Genomic DNA, 20,894 nt, shown 5'->3' on the forward strand with positions numbered 1-20,894 from the left:
TCAATCTCATATCCGCTATCCGGTGTGGATGTAAATGTTTGATCTGTTCCTTCATCCACAGAAACGCTGCCGATTGGGCTAATCGTACCATTGCTTCCAGCTGTTGCAGTAATTGTGATTGTGTGAACGATTTTTTTGAATGTTACATTGATTGTATGATCGCTCGTGACGTTCGTAAACGTGTATGTGTTGTTTGTTACTTTTTCATCCACATCGTCAACTTTCAACGAATCTATCTCATATCCACTATCCGGTGTAATTGTAAACGTTTGATCTGTTCCTTCATCCACAGAAACGCTGCCATTCGGGCTAATGGTTCCATTGCTTCCAGCTGTTACTGTGATTGTATGAACGATTTTCTTGAATGTTACATTGATCGTATGATCGCTCGTTACGTTCGTAAACGTGTAAATGTTGTTTGTTGCTTTTTCATCTACATCATCAATCTTCAACGAGTCTATCTCATATCCACTATCCGGTGTAATTGTAAACGTTTGATCTGTTCTTTCATCTACAGAAACGCTGCCGTTCGGGCTAATCGTACCATTGCTTCCAGCTGTTACTGTGATTGTATGAACGATTTTCTTGAATGTTACATTGATCGTATGATCGCCCGTTACGTTCGTAAACGTGTAGGTGTTATTTGTTGCCTTTGCATCCACATCGTCAACCTTCAACGTATCAATTTCATATCCGCTATTCGGTGTGATTGTAAACGTTTGATTTGTTCCGTCATTCACAGAAACGCTGCCGCTCGGGCTAATCGTACCATTGCTTTCAGCTGTCGCTGTGATTAAATGCGCCAACTTGTTATTTACGAAAATATCAAATGTGGCATCGATATAACCAGAAGCAGAAATTGTAAACTTATAATCACCTACTCCTTCGAATAATGTTCTATCTACAAATGTCAACTCTGTAGCTGAAATCGTGTACTTACTATGATCAACTACTTTGCCATTCATCGAAACAACTGGTGCTGCTGCAAGCCATGTTGAATCGGATGTGTAACTAATAGTTATTGGTGAAGATTCTTGAGTATATGCAATTTTTGAAGCAAACACTGGCGGATTGCTCATAACCTCTTGAGTTACGGTCGTATCAGGATAGCAATACGCTTTAAACGTAATCGCAATTTTGCCTTTCGCTGAAAACGCCGCACCTGGGAGTGTAAGCGTGATATTGTCTGCATCTGGCAAAATAGTCGTATCCGCTTTAATCGATACTCCTCCCACCGTAATATCACCTGAAACTGCCTTTGCAGCAGTTGCCCATTTCATGTTTTCATCATTGTTCGGTACAGTAAGAATCACTGGCTTGCCAACACCACTTGGTGCCAAAGTAGGCGTTGGTGCTGTTCTTTGAGCAAATGGTTGAGCAATTGTAATAGGTGTAAAGTAAGGCGATTTGAACTTAATGTTCTTATTTCCTACAGCAGTATTTGACTGTGTCGCATTTCCGTCAATCGTGACTGCCCCTGTACCATTTGTTACAGATGTTGTTACAAAAGGTTTTACCGATGTAGCTGATGTAAACTGAATTGTAACATCGCCATTGTCAATCGATGTATCTGACGTTGACGCAAGTAAAATTGAACTTCTCCACAACTGATTATCAGCACCGTTAATTGTGTAAGTAATGGTGTCGCCAAACTGTGGTGTTCCTACAGGCGTGGAAAGCGTAAGTGCAGGCGCAGTTTGCGGTGTAACAGTTGCAGTTACACTATTGTCAGCATAACCCGGAGCTGTAACAACTAAACTCCTTGAAACTGCACCACTACCATCTGTTCTTACCAAATCATATGGAATCGTTAATGTTCCTGCTGTTTCATCAATGACAACTCTAGTTTTGATTGTATTTCCGTTAAATTTAATATTGCCAGTTGTCTTCACTGCAGATATCCAATCAGATGCTGCTGTACCAGGAGTAAATGTCATTACTAGGTCTTGCCCAGCATATATTGTACCTGCTGGTCTTGTAAGCGTTACACCTTGCTTGTAGAAAGGCTGATCAACTGTCGCAGTTTGGTAATTTGTTGTGATTACTTTGATCGTTATGCTTCCTGGCACTGTAAACAGCGATTTATCAATCTTTATAGGCGTTCCAGGAGCACCTATAGTGATGTTTTTATCTACAAAGTCAGCTCTCGGTATCGTAGTACCGCCAACTTGCACGGCTGTAATCGCATCTCTCCACGCTTGTGAATCGTTTGTGGCCACAACTCCAATAGAAATCGGGTTTGAGTTACTATCATTAAAGTATCGATTCGATTCAGCAGTCAACGTTGGAGCCGCTACAGCATTAATTCTTTGTGCAAATGTATACGACGAGTAATTGTTCGCTGCTATTGTAATATTCCAATCATAGATATATGGTCCGACCTGTTTCGAAGGTTTCGAGAAAACCCCTTCAGGAATTGTAAAGTTAAATGTTGTTGCGTTTGGCGGCGTCACATGGTTAAAGAGCGCTGCAAGTTCAGTTCCCTTATAGGTTGCAACAACATTATTGTCTGGATCTGTTACAGTTATTGAAGTAATATTCGGCTGCCAAATATCGCGATAGTGCGCAGCTGTGGGACCTGTGCCATCTCCACGACTAAATGTTAATGCTTTTCCAATTGTTGCAACATTATTCGGCGCAAATAGGTTAAAGCTATTACCGATACCATCTTGCATTTTAAATTTCAAGGTGCGATCCATATAGCCCGGAGCTTTAAACACAATCGTGTGGGCTCCCGATTTTTCAAACAACGATGGATCAAATTCGTATTGTCCTTTGTTAGAAACAACTTTGCTAACAATCGAATTAACGGTAACGCCATTATACACATTCGTAGCTGCTTTACGGTCGACGCCATCAATAAGGATTTGTCCGCCAGCGCCGTCAACGGCAGCCCTCCAAGCGGCATCTTCTATTTGCGTAACTGTAGAAGCACCCGTTGCTGGGTCTGGAGTTTTGTAAACGACTGAAAACATTTGAAACGGATTTACTTTGCCGTAATTTACGAAAGCATTTGCATCGCTTGTTTTAATATATGGTACTGGTTTTACTACAGTGTTAAACGCAGTTAAATCCGAACCGCTTGGTATCGTATTAAATCCGGTTAACTGAATCTCTGCACTCGTTGTTGAGATAATAGTTCCTGCTAAAGCTGCTGCATTAGGAGCAGTTGTATTGTATTTGCCGAAGTTTTTAACAATGTAAGCAAAATCATTATAATCAATTACGTTGTCAAAATTTAAATCAGCTGCTCTTGTGTAAGTTGACTTTGTTGCAACATAGGCGTTGTATGCAGCACATTCCGCCTCGATGTCTCTCATATCGATAACATCATCGCCGTTTACATCACCCGCAAGCATAACACCATAAGGAACTTTATAGTTTCCTCCTGCTGCATAGTTATATTGACCCGAGGGGTTCATTTTTAATGTTCCATAATAAGTTAAATGCCCCGGCATTTTCATTGTAAAATTGTACGGCTTCGTGCCAGCCGGCATCGGAAGATCTGTTGTAAATAAGCCAATATTATTGATGCCTGGGTTATCACTTGAAGCGGTGCCTCCAGGATCTGGTGCTATTGGCAATACAGAAGTAATACCGCCTGTATTCGGATCTTCAAATTTAACCTCGACGCCAGAATCAGTGGCCGTGATTGGTGTTGTTCTACCGTATATATTCGATGTCGGATACGATTGGAATCCTTCCGGTTGAATATTACCGCTGATAGATGCCCCGCCTTTAATGAAAAGCTTTTTATCAAGGAATGTTGGAACACGATCCATTCCGGTCGTACCACCGCTGTACGTTGTGATTTCCGGGATATTAGCCGATCCTTGAAGCCACACTGTATCGTATCCGGCATCGTTCGTAACTTTGTAAGTAATATCAAGTATAGGCATTTCCTGTGCAACACCGTCGCTCATTGTGTCTGCTGAATTCAATACACCTTGGGATTGAACATCTGCAGGTAGATTGAAATGGAACATAAAATCACCATTGATGTCCAGGTCTTGATGAATCCAACTTTTATCAGTTGTAATTCCTTTGGATGCTAAAAATGCTTTGTATTGTGCACTAAAGTCAATATCCTTAATATCTGCAAACGGAAGCTCGTCGATATAGAACTTGGCACCTACAACATTTTTAGGATATTTAATGGACAATGTTGATTGAAAGTTATCGCCTTTGGAGACTAATGTTTTGTCAACAAGGAAAGCAGGGTCAATCCCATTTAACGTTGTCGATCCTGGTGTTTCCAAACGTTTAAATCTGTTAACTACATACTCGTTGCCTTTTTTAACAAAGTAATAATATTGTCCTTGCGTTTCAAGATTCCCTGCATAGGAGTAATCTTCTGGGTAAAATCTGAACTGTGTCCCATACATTTCTTTATAAGGGTCCTTATCCGTATTCACGAGGTCATCTTTGGATATACCAAATTTAAATTTTCCGTCTGCATCTAAGTTCAAGAAGTAATTGACATACGGGTTATCGTTTGAATCGCCTAGCATACCGTCTATTTTACCTAAAGATTGGCTCACGCTCGTATCTGTGTCATAGACCGGTGGTTTAGGAACAGATGTTTCCTTACCAACATTCTTCATATAATCAACGTTCGAGTCGTAAGCTTTTCCTGAGAACCATTTTAACCCGCCGTCTGTCAAAGGACCGTTAGGGTCAATCTCATAAATGCCCGGTTCGCTTCCTGCATCCATTTGCACTGTCGGAGCCGTGTTATCAACGTAAACTGAGCTATTTAATTCATAAAGCTTGCCAGTAGAAGCGTCTATTGCACGAGCCTGGATAACGTATCCGCCTTCGTCAGTTACTTTTGTCTGTGACAATTGTTGTGTAAGCTTCGTAGAAAGATTAGGATCATCCTTGGAAATAGGAGCAGGATAAGGGTAATAAGCTCCGTTTAGCATAAAAGGTACATGCTTTAAATCTCCTAGCGTAAAGTAAGAAGAGCTGGATGAACTGATAAAACCTATATAATTACTACCTGTTATATCCATGACATAAAGCTTAAGTCCATAGGTAGGGTCAATCGGACTTTTCACTCTCACTCCTGCAAAGGCTGCTGGAGTAACTGCATACGTATTAGGATTAAAGTTCTTCTTGCCGCCAAGTGTAAATGCTTTTCTTTCAACCCTGAAATCTATACCTCTACTTTGAACGTTAATAGCAAGAGGAATACGATAGGTTTCAGTAGGGCTATCTGGATTAACAAAGTTTATATACGCCTCGTAGTATCCACTTGCAGCCGAAGCAGGCATAGTGTATTTTGCTAAAAGATGAACCGTGCCACCTGCTGGAACATTGATCGAAGTTAATTCGGTTGCAGGCGATGTCGCATCACTTAAACTAATTTTAGCGCCTTGTTTTGTACCATCTTGTCCGTCGGTCACAAACGTATCCTTAAAGAAAACGCTCTTTGTGTCGAAAGTTTTAGCAGCAGCACCGTTATTGGTTATATATAAGTCACCTGTTTTCGAAACAGAACCGTCTTCTTGACGCGGTGTATAACCAAACGAAAATGAAGATGTTGTATTTTCTACACTAATAATATTGGAACTGGATGACGCATCGGTTGACGAGCGTGATTGAATAAAGTCCTTTACCTTAAATAGCATATCTGTATGCACAGCTTGATAAGGATCTGCTTTACCAGAACCGATTTGAAATAGACTTTGTTGTGTGCTAATAGGGTCTGCAGTTTGCATCAATGCTACTTTAACGTCCTCAGGCTTATAGTTCGGATGAGACGACAAAATCAATGCAGCCATACCAGCAACATGAGGAGTTGCCATTGATGTACCCGACATCGTTTGGTAAGCATTCGAATAGTCTTTGTTAGCTGGTTCCCAAATATCATAAGGCGCGGTCGAGAAAACATCGACACCTGGAGCAATAACGTCAGGCTTGATTGCAAGCGACCCTGTAACTGGACCTGTCGAACTAAAAGGCGCAAGCGTATTTCCGCCCATCTTGTAGTCGCTAGCATTTGAAACAGAGATCGTCTTAACCGTACCGTTTTTAAAGGCATTATAGAAGTCTGTACCCTCATTCTTGCCTATTTGCAAAGTGTAGACTGCACCGCCGAATGCCCCCAGATAAAACGGATAATAGCCTTGTTCATCAAAAATAAGATCTGGATTGTCGGTCGGATTCCACAAAATCATGGCTTTAGCATGTTGCTCAGCCGCATACATCATGAGCTGGTTTACACTCGCAGCACCACGCTTTACAAGTACAACTTTATCTGCAACGTTGATATTTTTTTTCCGAAGATCATCGTACCAAGCAGAAGTACCGTATCCAGCATCGACAATGTCGTACTGAGTGGAACCGCTAAGCTTAGTATTTGATTCCGAAAAATCCGTTCCAATCAAACGAGTATTAAAAATGGAAAATGATTCTTGTCCCGTTGCACCATATGAATGAATATCAAATGTTGGAACTTGTTTCGGATAAGTTATAGCTCCGACCGTAACCGCCTTAGCAGCAGAACCTGGGGTTCCCACTGTGCCAACGCCCGGACCAGCGTTGCCTGCAGCAATAACTGCCGTTACGCCAAGGTCAGTAATATTATTGATCGCAACAGAATTGGAAGATAACGAATCGTTAAGATTCATACCAAGTGATAGGTTAATCACTTTACATCCATCCATGTAGGATTGTTCGATTCCAGCAATAACAGACTCATCACTACCACCGTAAGGACCTAAAACACGATAAGCATATAACTGCACTTCAGGCGCAACACCTCTAACAGCATATGGAGAGTTGTTACGTGATTGACCTGCAATTGTCCCTGCAACGTGAGTTCCGTGAGAAGTAATATAATTATGGTAATCTGTCGGGAAGTTTGGATCTCTCTGTTCAGGCGGAAGTGCATCATTCGCATTCTTCGCAGTCAACCAGTCAGAATATACCGTTTCCATCGGGTCGTTGTCATAGTCTACAAAATCTTTACCACCTTGATATTCACCAGCGATGTCTGGGTGGTTATAGTCGACTCCTGTGTCAATAACGCCGACTTTTACGCCCTTCCCTGTAATGTTTTCATTTTGAAGATCGTGGATTTTCAACCAATCGAGAACTGCTGTTTCACCCGATTTTGGGCCTTCTTGACCTGGTTCTGGAACAGGAACAGTCAGCGGGTTGAATGAATCTCCTGATTTAACAGGGCTATCGGAAGTATCGCTAGTTGATTTTACGTTACTACGATTTGTACGTATAACGGACAACAAATTTGGATTCGTTTGTTTTGTAGAAACCTTCCCGTCACCTGTAACACTCGCAGGACCGTCGATCACCTGTGAAGCAGGAATTGGCGCATACTTAACGTTAAGATAAACGCTCTTTACGTATGGCAGTGCCAACATATCATTAAGGGCTCTCGTAGACATTTTAACAGCTAGGCCGTTAAATACTTGAGTATACTCTCTTCCTATTTTCATAGGGTTAGTTACGCCAGCATCTTTCAAAGCCTTAGACTCACTCGTTACGAAACTCTTAAAATTGCTGTGAGTTTGATTGACAGCTGCCTCAGCACTTTTAAGTGTGACAGATGATGTACTTTGTTTATTAATAGAGGCCGTGTTATCACCAGCTGATGAATCATTTTTTTGTTGATTCAGCATTTGGATTGGCGCTGGATCAACATCAAATTGAATGATTAAATCTAGGGATTTTGACGAATCTAGCAACTTCGGGTCAAACTGAAGCTTTTGTAAATATAAGTTTTGCAAATCTTGCGCTTGATTGCTATTACTGCCTATTTCGGCAGATTGACCAGATTTTACAGATGTCTCTCCTATTTGAGTAGAAGGACTTGTATTTTCAGCTTTTCCACCTGTCATGGCAAACGTCGGAAGCGAATTGCTTAACAGCATAAAAATTGCAAGCGACATTGACATGATCATCTTTTTCATTTTTCGACGCCTCATATTATTCATATCCTTTCAAAAATTTAATTTATTGCGCAAATTATTCATTTCCTCCTCTCAAATAATTAAATTTTATAAATATTCAGAAAAAACTTTCTACTTTAAATTATACTTGTGGATTTATGGACAGTAAATTGGGGGAATTTCGTGAAAAATGTATAGCAAATTTTGTTATTTTATGATGTCAAAATTCAGAACATTCAACCTATCCCTTTGTTTCTCTTGGATTTTTGAAAAATAGAATTTGGGGGAACTTGGGGGAATTCGTGTTTTGGTATAATACTAATTTAATAGATCTAAATTTTTTTAAAAAAATGGATCCCCGTATTTATGAGAGATCCATCCTTTAACTCAATTCAATTAATATAAACTTAACGATTAGCCCCAAAGGCCATGAAGTGCTCCTAGTAAGGTAAAAATAAGCAAATGGTCACCGATCGCAATCAAAAAATTCCTCTTATTTACAAGTCCAAATAATGTATTTTTCAAATAAACAATTGAAATAAGAATGCCAATGATAGAACCAACAACAGCACCTTCTAACAAACCATGAGCATTAGTCGCTTGAACAAGAATAGCTATAAAAGTAGAACTAATAAATGCAACGATCACTGAGATTACATATTTTAATGCACCTTTGCTTTGATTTTCCTTCCCTACTAATATCGAATAATAGATTGCGCCATAAATCATATACATGATTCCACCAACAACAATAGCAAGATAATTTAACGCACTTAAATCAATTGACATATATTTACCTCCGTTTTATTTAGGTTCAATGGCTAAAGCGATCGCACTGATTCTGCAAGTATGATTGAGTGTCCCATTTACTTCCTCAATGTGCACAAGTTCGATCGGATTCCCCAAGTATTTGTAACCACTAATCGGTAACCAATAGCTATACAATTCTGAGTAACATTCAATCAACATACTTCTTTCACTATACTCTACAGGCTCATCAAAAGTATATAATACATATTTCCCACCACTAAATGTATAGGTCACTTCGTCATCAAGACTTATTTCCCCACGATTCGGAATAGCGATACGACAATCATAACGACTATTTTCTGGTAGTGTGATGTAAGGATTATTCCTCGGTACACCGAACATCATTGTATCCTGTTCAACTAGACCTCTCGCATTTGACCATCGATAGAGATCTTCCCACACATCTGGGATCCCATTTATGTAAGATCCAATAGTATACCTGTTTACTGTAGTGCACTCTGGCAACTGAACAACTTGTACTTTTGATAAATCTAACCATTTAAATTCATTATAAGTGCTCTGTTCATTTCCTACTTTCTTATTTGTGCTTACTTGTTTAGAATTCTTGCGATTTTGATATTCACGAGGAAATCTTTGTAAATAAGCTCCTTCTCTCCAGCTTTTTGGGCTCGTTTTAAAATAAGTATTAAATGAATATGTAAATGAGGACAATGATGAATAACCACTTATTAAAGCAATTTGAGTAATCGGTAATTGTTGTTCATAAATTAATAAATGAGCCGCATTCTCCAAACGCAGTCTTTTTACATAGCCAGCCGGAGTTTCGCCAATAATTCCTTTAAACAATCGTTGAAAATGAAACGGAGAATACGTAGACACTTGTGCCAACTTTTCAAGTGGAAGAGGATCATGAATATGTTTTTCAATATACTCTACTACTTTATTGATTTGCATTTGCTGAACTTTATCGTAATTCATTGATTTGCCTTTACCCTTTCACAATCTACTATGTTTTTAAGTCATTTCAATTTTATCAGATTCTTTTGATTTTCACATCATCTTCCAAAGCTGCATAGATCAAGTTGATCATACATAAAAAGAAAATAAACAGATCCAATAAGATTATTGCCTCTGTTTTTAATCAATATCCACCTATCACATATTAATAAACTTTTACTAATAATTATATCAGATACTCACTTTACCACTATTTACGATACGGTTCTCCATTATGCATCGAAATATGATTTATGTAGTTATTTCTTGGTGATTAGTAAAAGAACTAATAAACACTGAGAATACCCCGTTTTTTTGTATTTAGTACTAATGTACAAGATATATTTTTTTCATTACATACTATTGAATGTAGAGGTTTTTAATCTCTTAATTTTTGTGAAGAAAAATAGATTGTACAGCCTCTTAATCATTTTTTCTTAAGGTACTAGGATTATCTTACACATTTTACCTAAGAAGTGCCTTAAACAAACAATAAGGATAATTAGAAGGGAGGTAAAAATATGACTAAAAAGCTAGACGTTGAAAAAGCGTTATATATTGCTTATAAAACTGGACAGCAGGTTGATATTAATCTCAGAAGTGGTGCTACATTAGAAGGGGCAATTGTAGAAGCACTATGGGAGACTTCTTTTCGTGCTTGGTTAGAACCAAATGAACCTGTTGAAGTGGGAGAAGATATTGACAAAGCTATTGTAGCTATACATGCTGTTAAGTCTGTAGATTTTCGAACAGATGTCAGTTCTTCTTAAATACTATTAATTATATTTAGGAAAGGAGGTATATAACTTGAGTAAAGATAAAAAATTAAAAGGAATAAGAAAAGCTTTAGAATATGCTGAAGTAACTGGGCAATCAGTTAATGTATTTTTAAATAGAGGTCCTGACGGAGAAAAAATCGAAGGTGTTATTAAAGAAGTAGGAGAAACAAAATTTCGGATTCAATTGTTACTTGACACAAATAAATTAGATGATTATGAAACAATTCATATCTCAAATGTAGAATATATCGAATATTCTTAAAGATTTTATTGAAAAGTTCAACTTTCACATCCTGGATTATTCTTTCTAAAAAAGACGTATTTTTCTGCTTTTTGTTTAGATAGAATTTAAATAAACTGTTATTCTGAGAGCTCCACATATATTTAGAAAACTAGTTTAACCAAACCACAGCTTCAAAACCTTAGATCAAAAAATAGCTTTATAAAGGTAAAAGGTGCAATCTCGGGGGTTTGAGAGTGCACCTTTTTCAGCTTATCGAAATAAGATTTAAAAATTAGGAGAAATTCCATGAACACAAAATATGGAAAGCTTTTTCTAAAATTGATTAAATAATATCCTCGATAAACGAATCATACGCTTCAATCACTGATATAATATACCATACACTGATAATTAACCATTGTGGAACAAGGAGGATAATTAATTGAAAAAGAATCCCATACAAGATATGTATGATTACAATGTTTGGGCAAACAAAGAAATGATTAATCGTCTAAAAGAACTTCCAAAGGACATTTATCATAGTGACATACAAAGTGGCTATTCTTCCATTTCACAATTGTTAACCCATATTTATCTCGTTGAGCAAGCATGGTTTGATATTATCTCCGGTCAAACTATGAATGAAGCCATGGCATTGGCAAGTAAATTACAAAAACAGATCGAATCAAAAGAGATTGTAGAAATGGAAACCCTCTATGATGACTTATCCCTCAAAAACAAATCACTTCTATTCAATCAAGTAAATATGGATCAGGTCATTGTAGTTAATAATCCTTATGTTGGATTATTGGAAACGTCTATTTCTGAATCAGTTCTCCACGTTGTTACTCATGGAAATTACCACCGTGGTAATATCGCAACAATGCTAAGACAACTGGGATACTCATCGGTGATGCAAGATTATGGGCTCTATCTATATAAAAGAGAAAATGCTAAGGCAGAATAAGATTATTAAGGGGCTTATCATTTGCAGATAAATAATACAACTCAAAACAAAGATAATTTGCGAGGAACGCCTCCCAACACAACTGCAAAAGGCCAAGGCGGAATAAGAAATAATGTTTTTCTTAACCTTAGTAACAGATCTATTGCATTTAACAATACAATTTAGGTTGATACTATTTATAGTGAAGTCAGTCCCTCACTGTTTTATCGGGGTGAGAGACTGGCTTATTATTTCTTAATTAGGCCATAATTTATTCATACTAGTTAAGGAATCGTACACAATTTAATCTAGATTTTCACATCAAATAAACTTTTCAAAACATCATTTACTTATGATACATACCTAAACGGTTTCTACTGTTGCTGCAAGCATTGTTCCGCTTTTAGCATAATTCGTATGCCAAGAAAAAGCTTTTTCTAAAACATGAGGAGTTTGACCACCTCCTGCTAGTGCTTCTTGGAAATAAGCTCGTAGCTGATCACGATACATTGGATGTGCGCAATTCTCAATAATCAGTTCCACTCTTTCCCTTGGCGCTAGTCCTCTTAAGTCAGCATAACCCTGTTCAGTAACGATAACATCTACATCGTGCTCGGTATGGTCTACATGAGAGACGAAAGGAACGATGCTTGAAATGTTACCACCTTTGGCAATGGATTTAGTAACAAAGATAGCTAGGCGTGCATTTCTGGCAAAATCGCCAGAACCTCCAATACCGTTCATCATTTTTGTACCTAAAACATGAGTAGAATTGACATTTCCGTATAGATCTAATTCTAAAGCAGTATTAATCGAGATTAAACCAAGGCGTCGAATGATTTCAGGATGATTGGAAATCTCTTGCGGGCGCATTATTATTTTGTTGCGATATGTTTCAAAGTTTGAAAATACCTGTTGCATTTTCTTTTCGGAAAGCGTGATGGAGCAACAGGAAGCAAAACTTACTTTCCCAGCATCCATAAGATCAAATACCGCATCCTGTAATACCTCGGAATAAACTTCTAAATCTTGAAACTCCGAATCTAACAATCCATGTAGCACTGCATTTGCCACTGAACCAATTCCCGATTGTAATGGGGCTAAACTTTTCGTTAATCGGCCTATTTTTACTTCTTTTCGAAGGAACTCTATTAAATGTTGTGCCATTGTAACTGTTTCTTCATCTGGAGGAACAATCGTCGATGGCGAATCAAGCTGATTCGTAAACACAATACCCTTTACTTTTTCAACATCAATCGGAATGCCTACCGTTCCAATTCGATCATTCGGTTTAACGAGCGGAATTGGAAGCCTTGATCCTTGTTTCCCAGGTTCATATAAATCATGCAGCCCTTCTAGTTGTGTAGATTGTGCCATATTAATTTCAATAATAATGGACTTTGCATTGAGGGCAAACGCTAAAGAATTTCCAATTGAAGTAGTTGGAATAATCATTCCGTCCTTAGTTATTGAAATCGCTTCCAAAATAGTGACATCAATATCCATAACGTCAGCACGGAGTAGCTCTGCTGTATGAGACAAGTGCTGATCTACGAATAAAAAGTCTCCATTATTAATTCCTTTTCGCATGGTTGCATCGGCTTGAAACGGCAATCTTTTTCCTAAAATTCCTGCTTCAGCAAATAATTTATCCACATCCGAACCTAAGGAAGCTCCAGTATAGACATTTACTTTAAAAGACTTATCATATTTAACTCGGTTTACTAGCGCAAATGGTACCGCTTTCACATCACCTGCACGAGTAAAACCACTTAAGCCTAAAGTCATTCCACTTTCAATCCAGGAAGCCGCTTCTTCAGGTGTAACTACCCGTTCCTTTAAACGATGGTCCCTGATTCGCTCTAAATTAATCTCCATAATTAATCCCTCTCTTAATGAATAGTTATCATTATTTTACACATTAACACCATCAAGATAAGAATTTTAGTGCACAATACCGAAAATTCAGATAAAATAGCAAATTTAGGTTCCAAAGCAGAAAATTCTAAAATCCTAGAAGCTTCCGAAAATAACTAGCGTATGATTGACTAACTGGTACCCTCTCACCATTATCCATCGAAAGCAAAAAGGTAGAATGGGTATCAGGATAAATCGCTTTAATATGATTAACATTTACAATAAATGAACGGTGGCATCTAATAAATGAATCTTTCGGAAGCAAGTATTCGAATTCTTGCAGAGAGTATTTATGTGTTCCTGATAACTCTTCTGAATTAACATACGTCTTTTTATCTTTAGCCTCTAAATAAACGACCTTTGAAAAAGGAATCGGAATCCAGCCGTCCGTTGTTTTTAAGGTAACGACCGATTTTCCATCCGTTAATGCTGGATAAATTGCTGTCACGCACCCCTCAAGCTTTCCATTATTTAAAAATGGTACTGCCATACCATGATAAGGAATTCCGAAAACATTCCGATCAATAAACTCAGAGACCTTTTGCTTCGTCACTATTGCTTTATGGGCAATCGTCCCTTCCTTTATAGGGTCCCCGGCTCCTATTTTTAAATCAATTCGTTTACTTGGCCGATAGTAGATATATTCTTTTGTATTCGAAACAGCAATTGAAATTTCATCTGAAAATAGTTCACCAATGACATCTAGTAGTAAGCCTAAGGTTATATCTTCCATTCTATTAACACCTCATTCTATATTATACTACTATTTTTAACACCAAACTGTATTGATTCTGATGAAAATATATTAAAGCCCCTATTGGGTTTTAACTAGCACTGCTTATGGGCAGAATAAGGATAATCTCTCTTGTAAACCTTCTAAGACTTCTTCTGGTACTTCCCTGACCTTGATATCCCCACCTAGGAAAAGCAGCCAATTTGTTATTTCGGTCAATTCTTCGAGATTATTAACATTTATAAAAGTCTTTAGAATGGCTGTGGTTTGGTAAGGATTCGTATAGGAAATCGCAACTTTTAAAGGGTGGTATTTTTTGAACTGTGCAATCGCCTTTGGACCAAGTTCAAGGACAAGGTTAATTACTTCTCCCTGCTTACTTAGTTTGTCTAAAATCTTTTTCTTACTCAATCTTATTTTCGTAGGGTATGGTTTGACATTGGTAAGATTGTCGACAGGGAAAATCTGCCTCTTTTCATCCTTTAAGTCAAAGCCTTCAATCATCCACAGGCCTTTTTCCTGATAAAGGTGCAAGAGATAAATTGGATAAGACTTTATTTCCTTCTCTTCTTTGATGGTAATCAATAAATAGCTATCCAAAAGAAGGATTTGGATGAGTTTTTCTAACATAGGATGAGGTAGGTCCGACAGATCAAGTAAGTCGGGATTATAGGGGTTGGTCCCTTCAAAAAGCAAGATTTGATTTAAAAGAACAAGGTCATCTTGCTGGTTTTCTGAGATGAGGCCTAGTAATTTTTCTGCTAAAGACTGACGACTCTTTAGATAAGGGAGTTGTTTATTTCTTGTGGCCATAAAGGCAATAAAAAGAGCTTTAATCTCATTATCGGTAAAGCGAACAGTGGGCAGGACAGAGTTGTTCATAACAAAATAACCCCCATCCCTTCCAACTTCAGCGACAAGTGGCATCCCCATAGCTTCAATTTCTCTGATATCTCTAATAGCTGTCGAACGAGAGATATTAAATTCTTGCATGATTTCAGAAATTGTAAAGTGGGCGCGATTGTTAATATACCGCATGATGATATTTATCCGTTCAACTTTTTTCATCGTGGCCTCCTAAACAGTATCATTTTTTGACATGATTTAAGATTATTATAAACTCATCAAGTGAAAAGACAAATCATTTGATTAATTTAAAAAAGAGGAAGGTTTTGAAAATGGCAAATTATACCCTAGAAGAAAAAGACAGCTTTACCGTTTTAGGTATTGGCACTGAGCTTAAGAGCCATTACACAGACTATGCTGGCATAAACAAGGAAAAGGAAGACTTTTGGTTTGCCGTCAAACAAGATGGAAGGCTTGACAATTTAAAAGCCATAGCCACAAATGACTACATTTTTGCCGTGAACGAAGCGGTGAATAACAAGATGATGCATTATGCTGGTGTCATGACAGAGGAATCGATTCCAGAAGCATCCAGAGTTATTCAATTTCCTAAAGGGGAATACCTAGTTGTTAAAGGGGAAGCGAATACGGCTGATGAGTTGAGTAATAAGCTTGCTGGCATTGCCTTTGGTCAAGTCTTGCCAGAAGCAACGAATTTTGCCTATGTTGGTGCACCAAATACAACGGTTGAAATGGGGCTGCGAAACGGCTTAGTATTTGGTGAAATGTGGATTCCTGTTGTTAGAAAATAAGGAGATAAAAGGAGAGATGACATTGTCTCATATCGTTGATTTTAAAAATGTGTCTACGGTTGGTTTAGAATCTTCACCTGTAACAGAAGCGCTTGCAGGGTTACGTGCTAATGAAGCCCGTTACTTTATGAACAAATACAAGCATGAATTTACAGTTGTACCAGCTAGTGAAAGCCAGGAGACCCTTGATTATGTGAACCGAATATTGAAAGAAGAACGTGATATTGAGTTTGCGGCCAAACCTTTAGAAACGTCACGTTTTCAAGTGGAAAATATCAAATTTGCCTACGTCATTTATGAGGATGGTCTTGTAATCAACGTTATGTATACGGTTGATGACCCTAAGAAGAGAGCTGTTGGTTTTAAGCTTTCTGAGGGGATGGAGGTACCAAAGGAGTTAGAAGAGAAGTTTAAGTTTGCTAGGCAGAAATCTAAATTAGCTGGAACAATTCGAGGCTCGTATTTTGTCATTAAAGGAGAATATTAATGTAAGTAAAAGCGTGGTGGAATTCAGCCATTTTTATTAGTCATTCTTTTTCTTCGTTTAGAGAAAATCCAGATTAAGCAAAAAAAAATTCATTGCTAGAGCAAAGCAATCATTCATCAATAAATGTTCATCTATGCATTCAAAACACAAAACAGCACCTCTCCATCAAATTAGAGGGTGCTGTTACTTTTTTCGCAAAAACCTCATTTACTAATAATACGGTTCACCGTAACTACTCTAAAGTTTCATTATTGACTTTAATATGTTAGCTATTCCTTCATTGCGAAAGTGTTGAGAATGTCCTATTGTAAATAGTCCTGTTACTTACTGAATTATGTACTATTCAACATAAAAAACTTGTGAACTCCCAACCTCCAAACAATACAATCTTCCACCATATGCACAGCCGCCATCGATTCCAATGATATTATTATCCCCAAAGTATACATCGTTACTTTCGTGCAAATGCTTTGTCGGTGTATGTCCGAATATAATGGTCTTTCCCCCTTTGTAACCCTTGTGGAACTCCTCACGAATCCAAACTAATGTATGAGATTCTGTTGACTCTAATGGTAATTCCGGATGAACTCCTGCATGAACAAGTACGTGGGTATCAGTTTCATAGTAGTATGGAAACTCTTTTAATATTTCAATATGTGTGCGGATGTCATCATTCATTTGAATAAGCTCTGGCATTTCGTCGGTCTTATACCAATACTCAGAATCATCCTTTTCAATTTTATATCCGTAATTTTGAAGTGTTTTTATTCCGCCATTGTAGTACCATCTTTTCAAGTTCATTTGATCACCATTAAAAGCATCTATCATCATCTTTTCGTGATTGCCGATTAAGGCAATCGCTCCCTCACCTTTCAGATGAATGACTTTATCTAAAACAGCTTTCGAATTTGGCCCCCGATCCACATAATCACCTAAAAACAGTAGCTGGTCTCGGTCTTTATCATAATGAACAAGCTCTAAAAGCCTCTCTAATTTTTCTAAATCCCCATGAATATCACTTATAGCAAGCATTCGTTTCAATCATCCCACACCCCAGTTATCTAAATAGTCTGATTTTATTGTATTTTAAAAATGGTATTTTTTCCATAGTGCCATTGAAAGGGAAAACTCTCATGTACCCTAAAGTAACAATTCATATCCAAGATCAATTTCTTTCGTTTGCTTTATAACAATTTGTGGTAAGGTAGTCCGCGTATCTAAAAACAAAATACAATCTATGAAGTTAAAGCCACTCCCGACAAGAGAGTGACTACTTCAATAAATTTCACCAAATAAAAGAAGCATCAAAGACATTAAATTGTTCTTTGACACTTCTATTAAATCTGACTTTGTGTAACTTATATATGATTCATAGTAACTCACATATTCCTAAAAAATTATATCCTTAAAGTAATTCAGTACAAATTCATAAAACAGTTTTTCTGAAGGAGAAAGCTCTCGATTTTTGGGAATAATGACTCCTACTGTTCTTTTCACATCTGGAGTGCTGATTTTTAATGTTACGGTTCCATTAGGCATATTATCAATGAGCGTAGTATCAGGGAGAAGAGTGACGCCGATCCCTGCTGAAACTAATCCTTTTATCGCATCCAAATCTTCACCCTCAAAAGGAACAAAGGGCCTAAAGCCAGCCTGGTGACAAGCATCTACTACTAGTTTACGAAGAACAAAACCTTCTGGAAATAATACAAAAGAATCCTGCCATAATTGAGCTAATGATATACTACCTTTCTCTGCAAGAGGGTGAGTTATAGGTACGAGTGCAACAAAAGACTCTGAAAAAAGGATATCGGCATGTAAATCTGGATCACTTTGAGGAACAGGACCGATAAATGCTAAATCAATCTCCCTATTCTTGATTCCCTCTGTTAGAAATTTATAGGATCCTTGTCGCAAATGAAACCTTACCTCAGGATGCTCTTTTTTAAAAGGTGAAATGATGGTTGGCAAGGTGCTACTCGCTATACTAGACGGAAAACCGATCCGGATTGTCCCGTGTTCTGGGTCTAAATATTCTTCAATTAGTTGAGTTGCATTGTCTATCGCCTTTAATGCAATCATTGCCTGTTCTGCAAATAATTTTCCAATTAAGGTTAATTTTACATTTCGCCCTTCTCTCGCAAACAACTCTACACCTAATTCTTTTTCTAGGAGACCGATCTGACGGCTTAATGCAGACTGTGCAACATGCAAGGTTTCTGCAGCCATAGAAAAATGCTCAACCTTAGCAACCTCTATAAAGTATTTTAACTGTCTTAGTTCCATAAAACCTTCCTATCTTAAATTGAGATGATTCTTATCTATATTATATATTGTTAATATGAATAAATATATATTAAAATAATTTCATAAATATAATTTCATAAAAAATAAGCATCGGGGGGAGACAAACAATGAAAAAAGTCGGGTTAGCTTGGCAAATTTTTATAGGATTAGTTCTTGGTATTGTGGTTGGAGGAGTCTTTTATGGTAATCCCCATGTGACTCAGTATCTACAACCGATTGGAACCGTTTTCATTCACTTAATCAAAATGATTGTAATCCCAATAGTAGTTTCCAGTATTATTGTTGGTGTTGCAGGTGTAGGGGATATCAAGTCAGTAGGGAGACTTGGCGGGAAAACCATTCTTTACTTTGAAATTGTTACGACAATTGCTATATTAGTTGGGCTTTTGGCCGCAAACATATTCCATCCTGGAACAGGTATCGATCGCTCACATCTTGCTAAATCTGATATTAGTGCGTATGTCACTACTGCGAAAACAACAGAAACGCATTCAATGGTCGATACTTTTGTGAATATCGTACCTACAAATATCATGCAATCCTTATCGAATGGGGACATGCTTCCTATCATATTCTTCTCAGTTATGTTTGGATTAGGGGTAGCTGCAATTGGTGAAAAAGGAATACCGATTCTGAATTTCTTTAAAGGAACTGCAGAAGCCATGTTTTATGTAACGAACCAAATAATGAAAGTAGCACCTTTTGGCGTATTTGCCTTAATTGGTGTGACAGTATCTACATTCGGTTTATCTTCTTTAATCCCTCTGGGGAAACTAGCCCTAGTAGTATATGGATCGATGATTTTCTTTATTGTAGTCGTGATGGGATTAATTGCGAAAATAGCTGGATATAATATTTTTAAACTATTAAAGTATTTAAAAGATGAAATTTTATTAGGTTATTCAACTGCTAGTTCAGAAACTGTTCTTCCAAAAATCATGGAAAAAATGGAGAACTTAGGCTGTCCAAAGGCTATTACATCATTTGTAATTCCAACTGGTTATTCCTTTAACCTTGATGGATCTACTCTATATCAAGCGATTGCAGCCTTATTTATCGCTCAAATGTATGGAATTCATTTGAGTATCACTCATCAAATCACATTGGTTTTAGTATTAATGATCACTTCAAAAGGTATTGCTGGAGTTCCTGGTGTTTCGTTTGTTGTTCTTCTTGCAACACTTGGAAGCGTAGGGATACCTGTTGAAGGACTTGCATTTATTGCAGGAATTGACCGAATCCTTGATATGGCACGAACAGTTGTAAATATTGTCGGTAACTCACTGGCAGCCCTTGTCATTACAAAATGGGAAGGTCATAAAATTGAAGAAAACACAGATCAAAAAATAGCTTTATAATGATAAAAGGTGCAAATCTCAGTGGTATTGAGATTGCACCTTTTTCTTTTAGATAAAACAAAATGAGGTTTTTAATTTGAGGGCTTATATTAGTCACCTAATTCAATAAGGCTCCAGAACAGTTTAATTAAACAAAATTTAAGAAAATAACAAGGCTTGGTTTACTACACAAGCAAGCTCTGATAAAAACCATAACATATAGCATCATACATAAGGAGCTGATTAAATGGGACAAGTTCTTGATTACCAAGCAACTCAGCCTCTAAACGGTTTTGACCCAGGAATTGCTTTTCCAATTCCACAAACTCCAGATAGTGCTCTTTTAGCTTCGATTCAAATAAACATCCCCTCCTCTTCTTCAATGAATAATCGCGTTGAGCTAATTTCAACCGTGGGTGTGGAAGGCATTACAAATATTGCTCAAATTGTGTTTAGAATCTTTCGAAATGGACTAGAAATCTATAATACTCAAGTTGGAGCAGAATCAGCTGGTTCAGAAATAAACTACGCTTTTACATTCCAAGCCATTGATTTAAATTTATCATCTGGAACCAACAGCTATCAGCTTACAGCTGAAAATATTACACCTAACACACAAGCAAACATTATTGGACCTGTTTCTTTTAGTGCCCTAGCCATTGGTAGTTAACGATACTAGCTCTTTCTATTCATCTTGACCATGTTTTTGCCCAGTACATTTCTGTGACATATATGATTGATTCTTTTAGTATCATCTTATAAGATGTGTGATCGATGGAATAAGATGTATGTTTTATGGCACATTTTATAAGATAAAAAAATAG

15 protein-coding genes are annotated in these 20,894 nt (G+C 37.4%); 7 read left to right on the forward strand and 8 right to left on the reverse strand.

Translation table 11 applies throughout. The features are described from left to right. From J5Y03_RS19950 to J5Y03_RS00475, 3 genes are all read right to left on the reverse strand, one after another. The coding region (locus tag J5Y03_RS19950) for a S8 family serine peptidase (RefSeq protein ID WP_209401252.1) at window positions 1-7,937 on the reverse strand (7,937 nt) is incomplete at its 3' end. Between the two features lie 393 nt (window positions 7,938-8,330). Beyond that, complete coding sequence (locus J5Y03_RS00470; protein WP_209401254.1) at window positions 8,331-8,705, reverse strand: DUF1761 domain-containing protein; 375 nt, start codon at window positions 8,703-8,705, stop codon at window positions 8,331-8,333. 15 nt (window positions 8,706-8,720) lie between these two features. Then, the gene (locus J5Y03_RS00475; protein ID WP_209401256.1) at window positions 8,721-9,665 is read right to left on the reverse strand and encodes an AraC family transcriptional regulator; all 945 of its coding nucleotides are present in this window, start codon (window positions 9,663-9,665) and stop codon (window positions 8,721-8,723) included. A 539-nt stretch (window positions 9,666-10,204) separates the two neighbouring features. Between J5Y03_RS00475 and J5Y03_RS00480 the strand changes: the two genes are divergently transcribed. From J5Y03_RS00480 to J5Y03_RS00490, 3 genes are all read left to right on the forward strand, one after another. Next, window positions 10,205-10,453 (forward strand): hypothetical protein, encoded by a 249-nt coding sequence (locus J5Y03_RS00480; protein ID WP_209401258.1) that lies wholly within the window; start codon window positions 10,205-10,207, stop codon window positions 10,451-10,453. A 37-nt stretch (window positions 10,454-10,490) separates the two neighbouring features. Continuing rightward, window positions 10,491-10,724 carry a hypothetical protein gene (locus tag J5Y03_RS00485; RefSeq protein WP_209401260.1) on the forward strand — a complete coding sequence of 78 codons (234 nt, stop codon included), beginning with the start codon at window positions 10,491-10,493 and terminating at the stop codon, window positions 10,722-10,724. 427 nt (window positions 10,725-11,151) lie between these two features. Next, window positions 11,152-11,652: a DinB family protein gene (locus J5Y03_RS00490; RefSeq protein WP_209402168.1), complete on the forward strand. Its 501-nt coding sequence runs from the start codon at window positions 11,152-11,154 to the stop codon at window positions 11,650-11,652. 342 nt (window positions 11,653-11,994) lie between these two features. On the opposite strand, the gene J5Y03_RS00495 is transcribed toward J5Y03_RS00490, so the two are convergent. From J5Y03_RS00495 to J5Y03_RS00505, 3 genes are all read right to left on the reverse strand, one after another. Next, on the reverse strand, window positions 11,995-13,509 hold the full coding sequence (locus J5Y03_RS00495; RefSeq protein ID WP_209401262.1) for an acetyl-CoA hydrolase/transferase family protein: 1,515 nt from the start codon (window positions 13,507-13,509) through the stop codon (window positions 11,995-11,997). A gap of 127 nt (window positions 13,510-13,636) precedes the next feature. Beyond that, window positions 13,637-14,281 (reverse strand): LytTR family DNA-binding domain-containing protein, encoded by a 645-nt coding sequence (locus J5Y03_RS00500; protein ID WP_209401264.1) that lies wholly within the window; start codon window positions 14,279-14,281, stop codon window positions 13,637-13,639. A 105-nt stretch (window positions 14,282-14,386) separates the two neighbouring features. Next, window positions 14,387-15,349: a helix-turn-helix transcriptional regulator gene (locus J5Y03_RS00505; protein ID WP_209401266.1), complete on the reverse strand. Its 963-nt coding sequence runs from the start codon at window positions 15,347-15,349 to the stop codon at window positions 14,387-14,389. A 110-nt stretch (window positions 15,350-15,459) separates the two neighbouring features. On the opposite strand from J5Y03_RS00505, the gene J5Y03_RS00510 reads away from it, so the two are divergent. Both J5Y03_RS00510 and J5Y03_RS00515 read left to right on the forward strand, forming a co-directional pair. After that, window positions 15,460-15,939, forward strand: coding sequence for a GyrI-like domain-containing protein (locus tag J5Y03_RS00510; RefSeq protein WP_209401268.1), 480 nt, complete (start codon window positions 15,460-15,462; stop codon window positions 15,937-15,939). Between the two features lie 22 nt (window positions 15,940-15,961). Beyond that, the gene (locus J5Y03_RS00515) at window positions 15,962-16,426 is read left to right on the forward strand and encodes a phage tail protein (protein ID WP_209401270.1); all 465 of its coding nucleotides are present in this window, start codon (window positions 15,962-15,964) and stop codon (window positions 16,424-16,426) included. A 339-nt stretch (window positions 16,427-16,765) separates the two neighbouring features. On the opposite strand, the gene J5Y03_RS00520 is transcribed toward J5Y03_RS00515, so the two are convergent. Then, window positions 16,766-17,467 (reverse strand): metallophosphoesterase family protein, encoded by a 702-nt coding sequence (locus tag J5Y03_RS00520; RefSeq protein ID WP_209401272.1) that lies wholly within the window; start codon window positions 17,465-17,467, stop codon window positions 16,766-16,768. Between the two features lie 348 nt (window positions 17,468-17,815). After that, window positions 17,816-18,712, reverse strand: coding sequence for a LysR family transcriptional regulator (locus J5Y03_RS00525; protein WP_209401274.1), 897 nt, complete (start codon window positions 18,710-18,712; stop codon window positions 17,816-17,818). A gap of 128 nt (window positions 18,713-18,840) precedes the next feature. On the opposite strand from J5Y03_RS00525, the gene J5Y03_RS00530 reads away from it, so the two are divergent. Both J5Y03_RS00530 and J5Y03_RS00535 read left to right on the forward strand, forming a co-directional pair. Beyond that, window positions 18,841-20,091, forward strand: coding sequence for a cation:dicarboxylate symporter family transporter (locus tag J5Y03_RS00530; protein ID WP_209401276.1), 1,251 nt, complete (start codon window positions 18,841-18,843; stop codon window positions 20,089-20,091). 226 nt (window positions 20,092-20,317) lie between these two features. After that, window positions 20,318-20,740 carry an exosporium protein C gene (locus J5Y03_RS00535; protein ID WP_209401278.1) on the forward strand — a complete coding sequence of 141 codons (423 nt, stop codon included), beginning with the start codon at window positions 20,318-20,320 and terminating at the stop codon, window positions 20,738-20,740. The last annotated feature ends 154 nt before the right edge of the window (window positions 20,741-20,894 follow it).

This window comes from Gottfriedia endophytica, assembly GCF_017814275.1.
Taxonomy (GTDB): Bacteria; Bacillota; Bacilli; order Bacillales; family Bacillaceae_G; genus Gottfriedia; species Gottfriedia endophytica.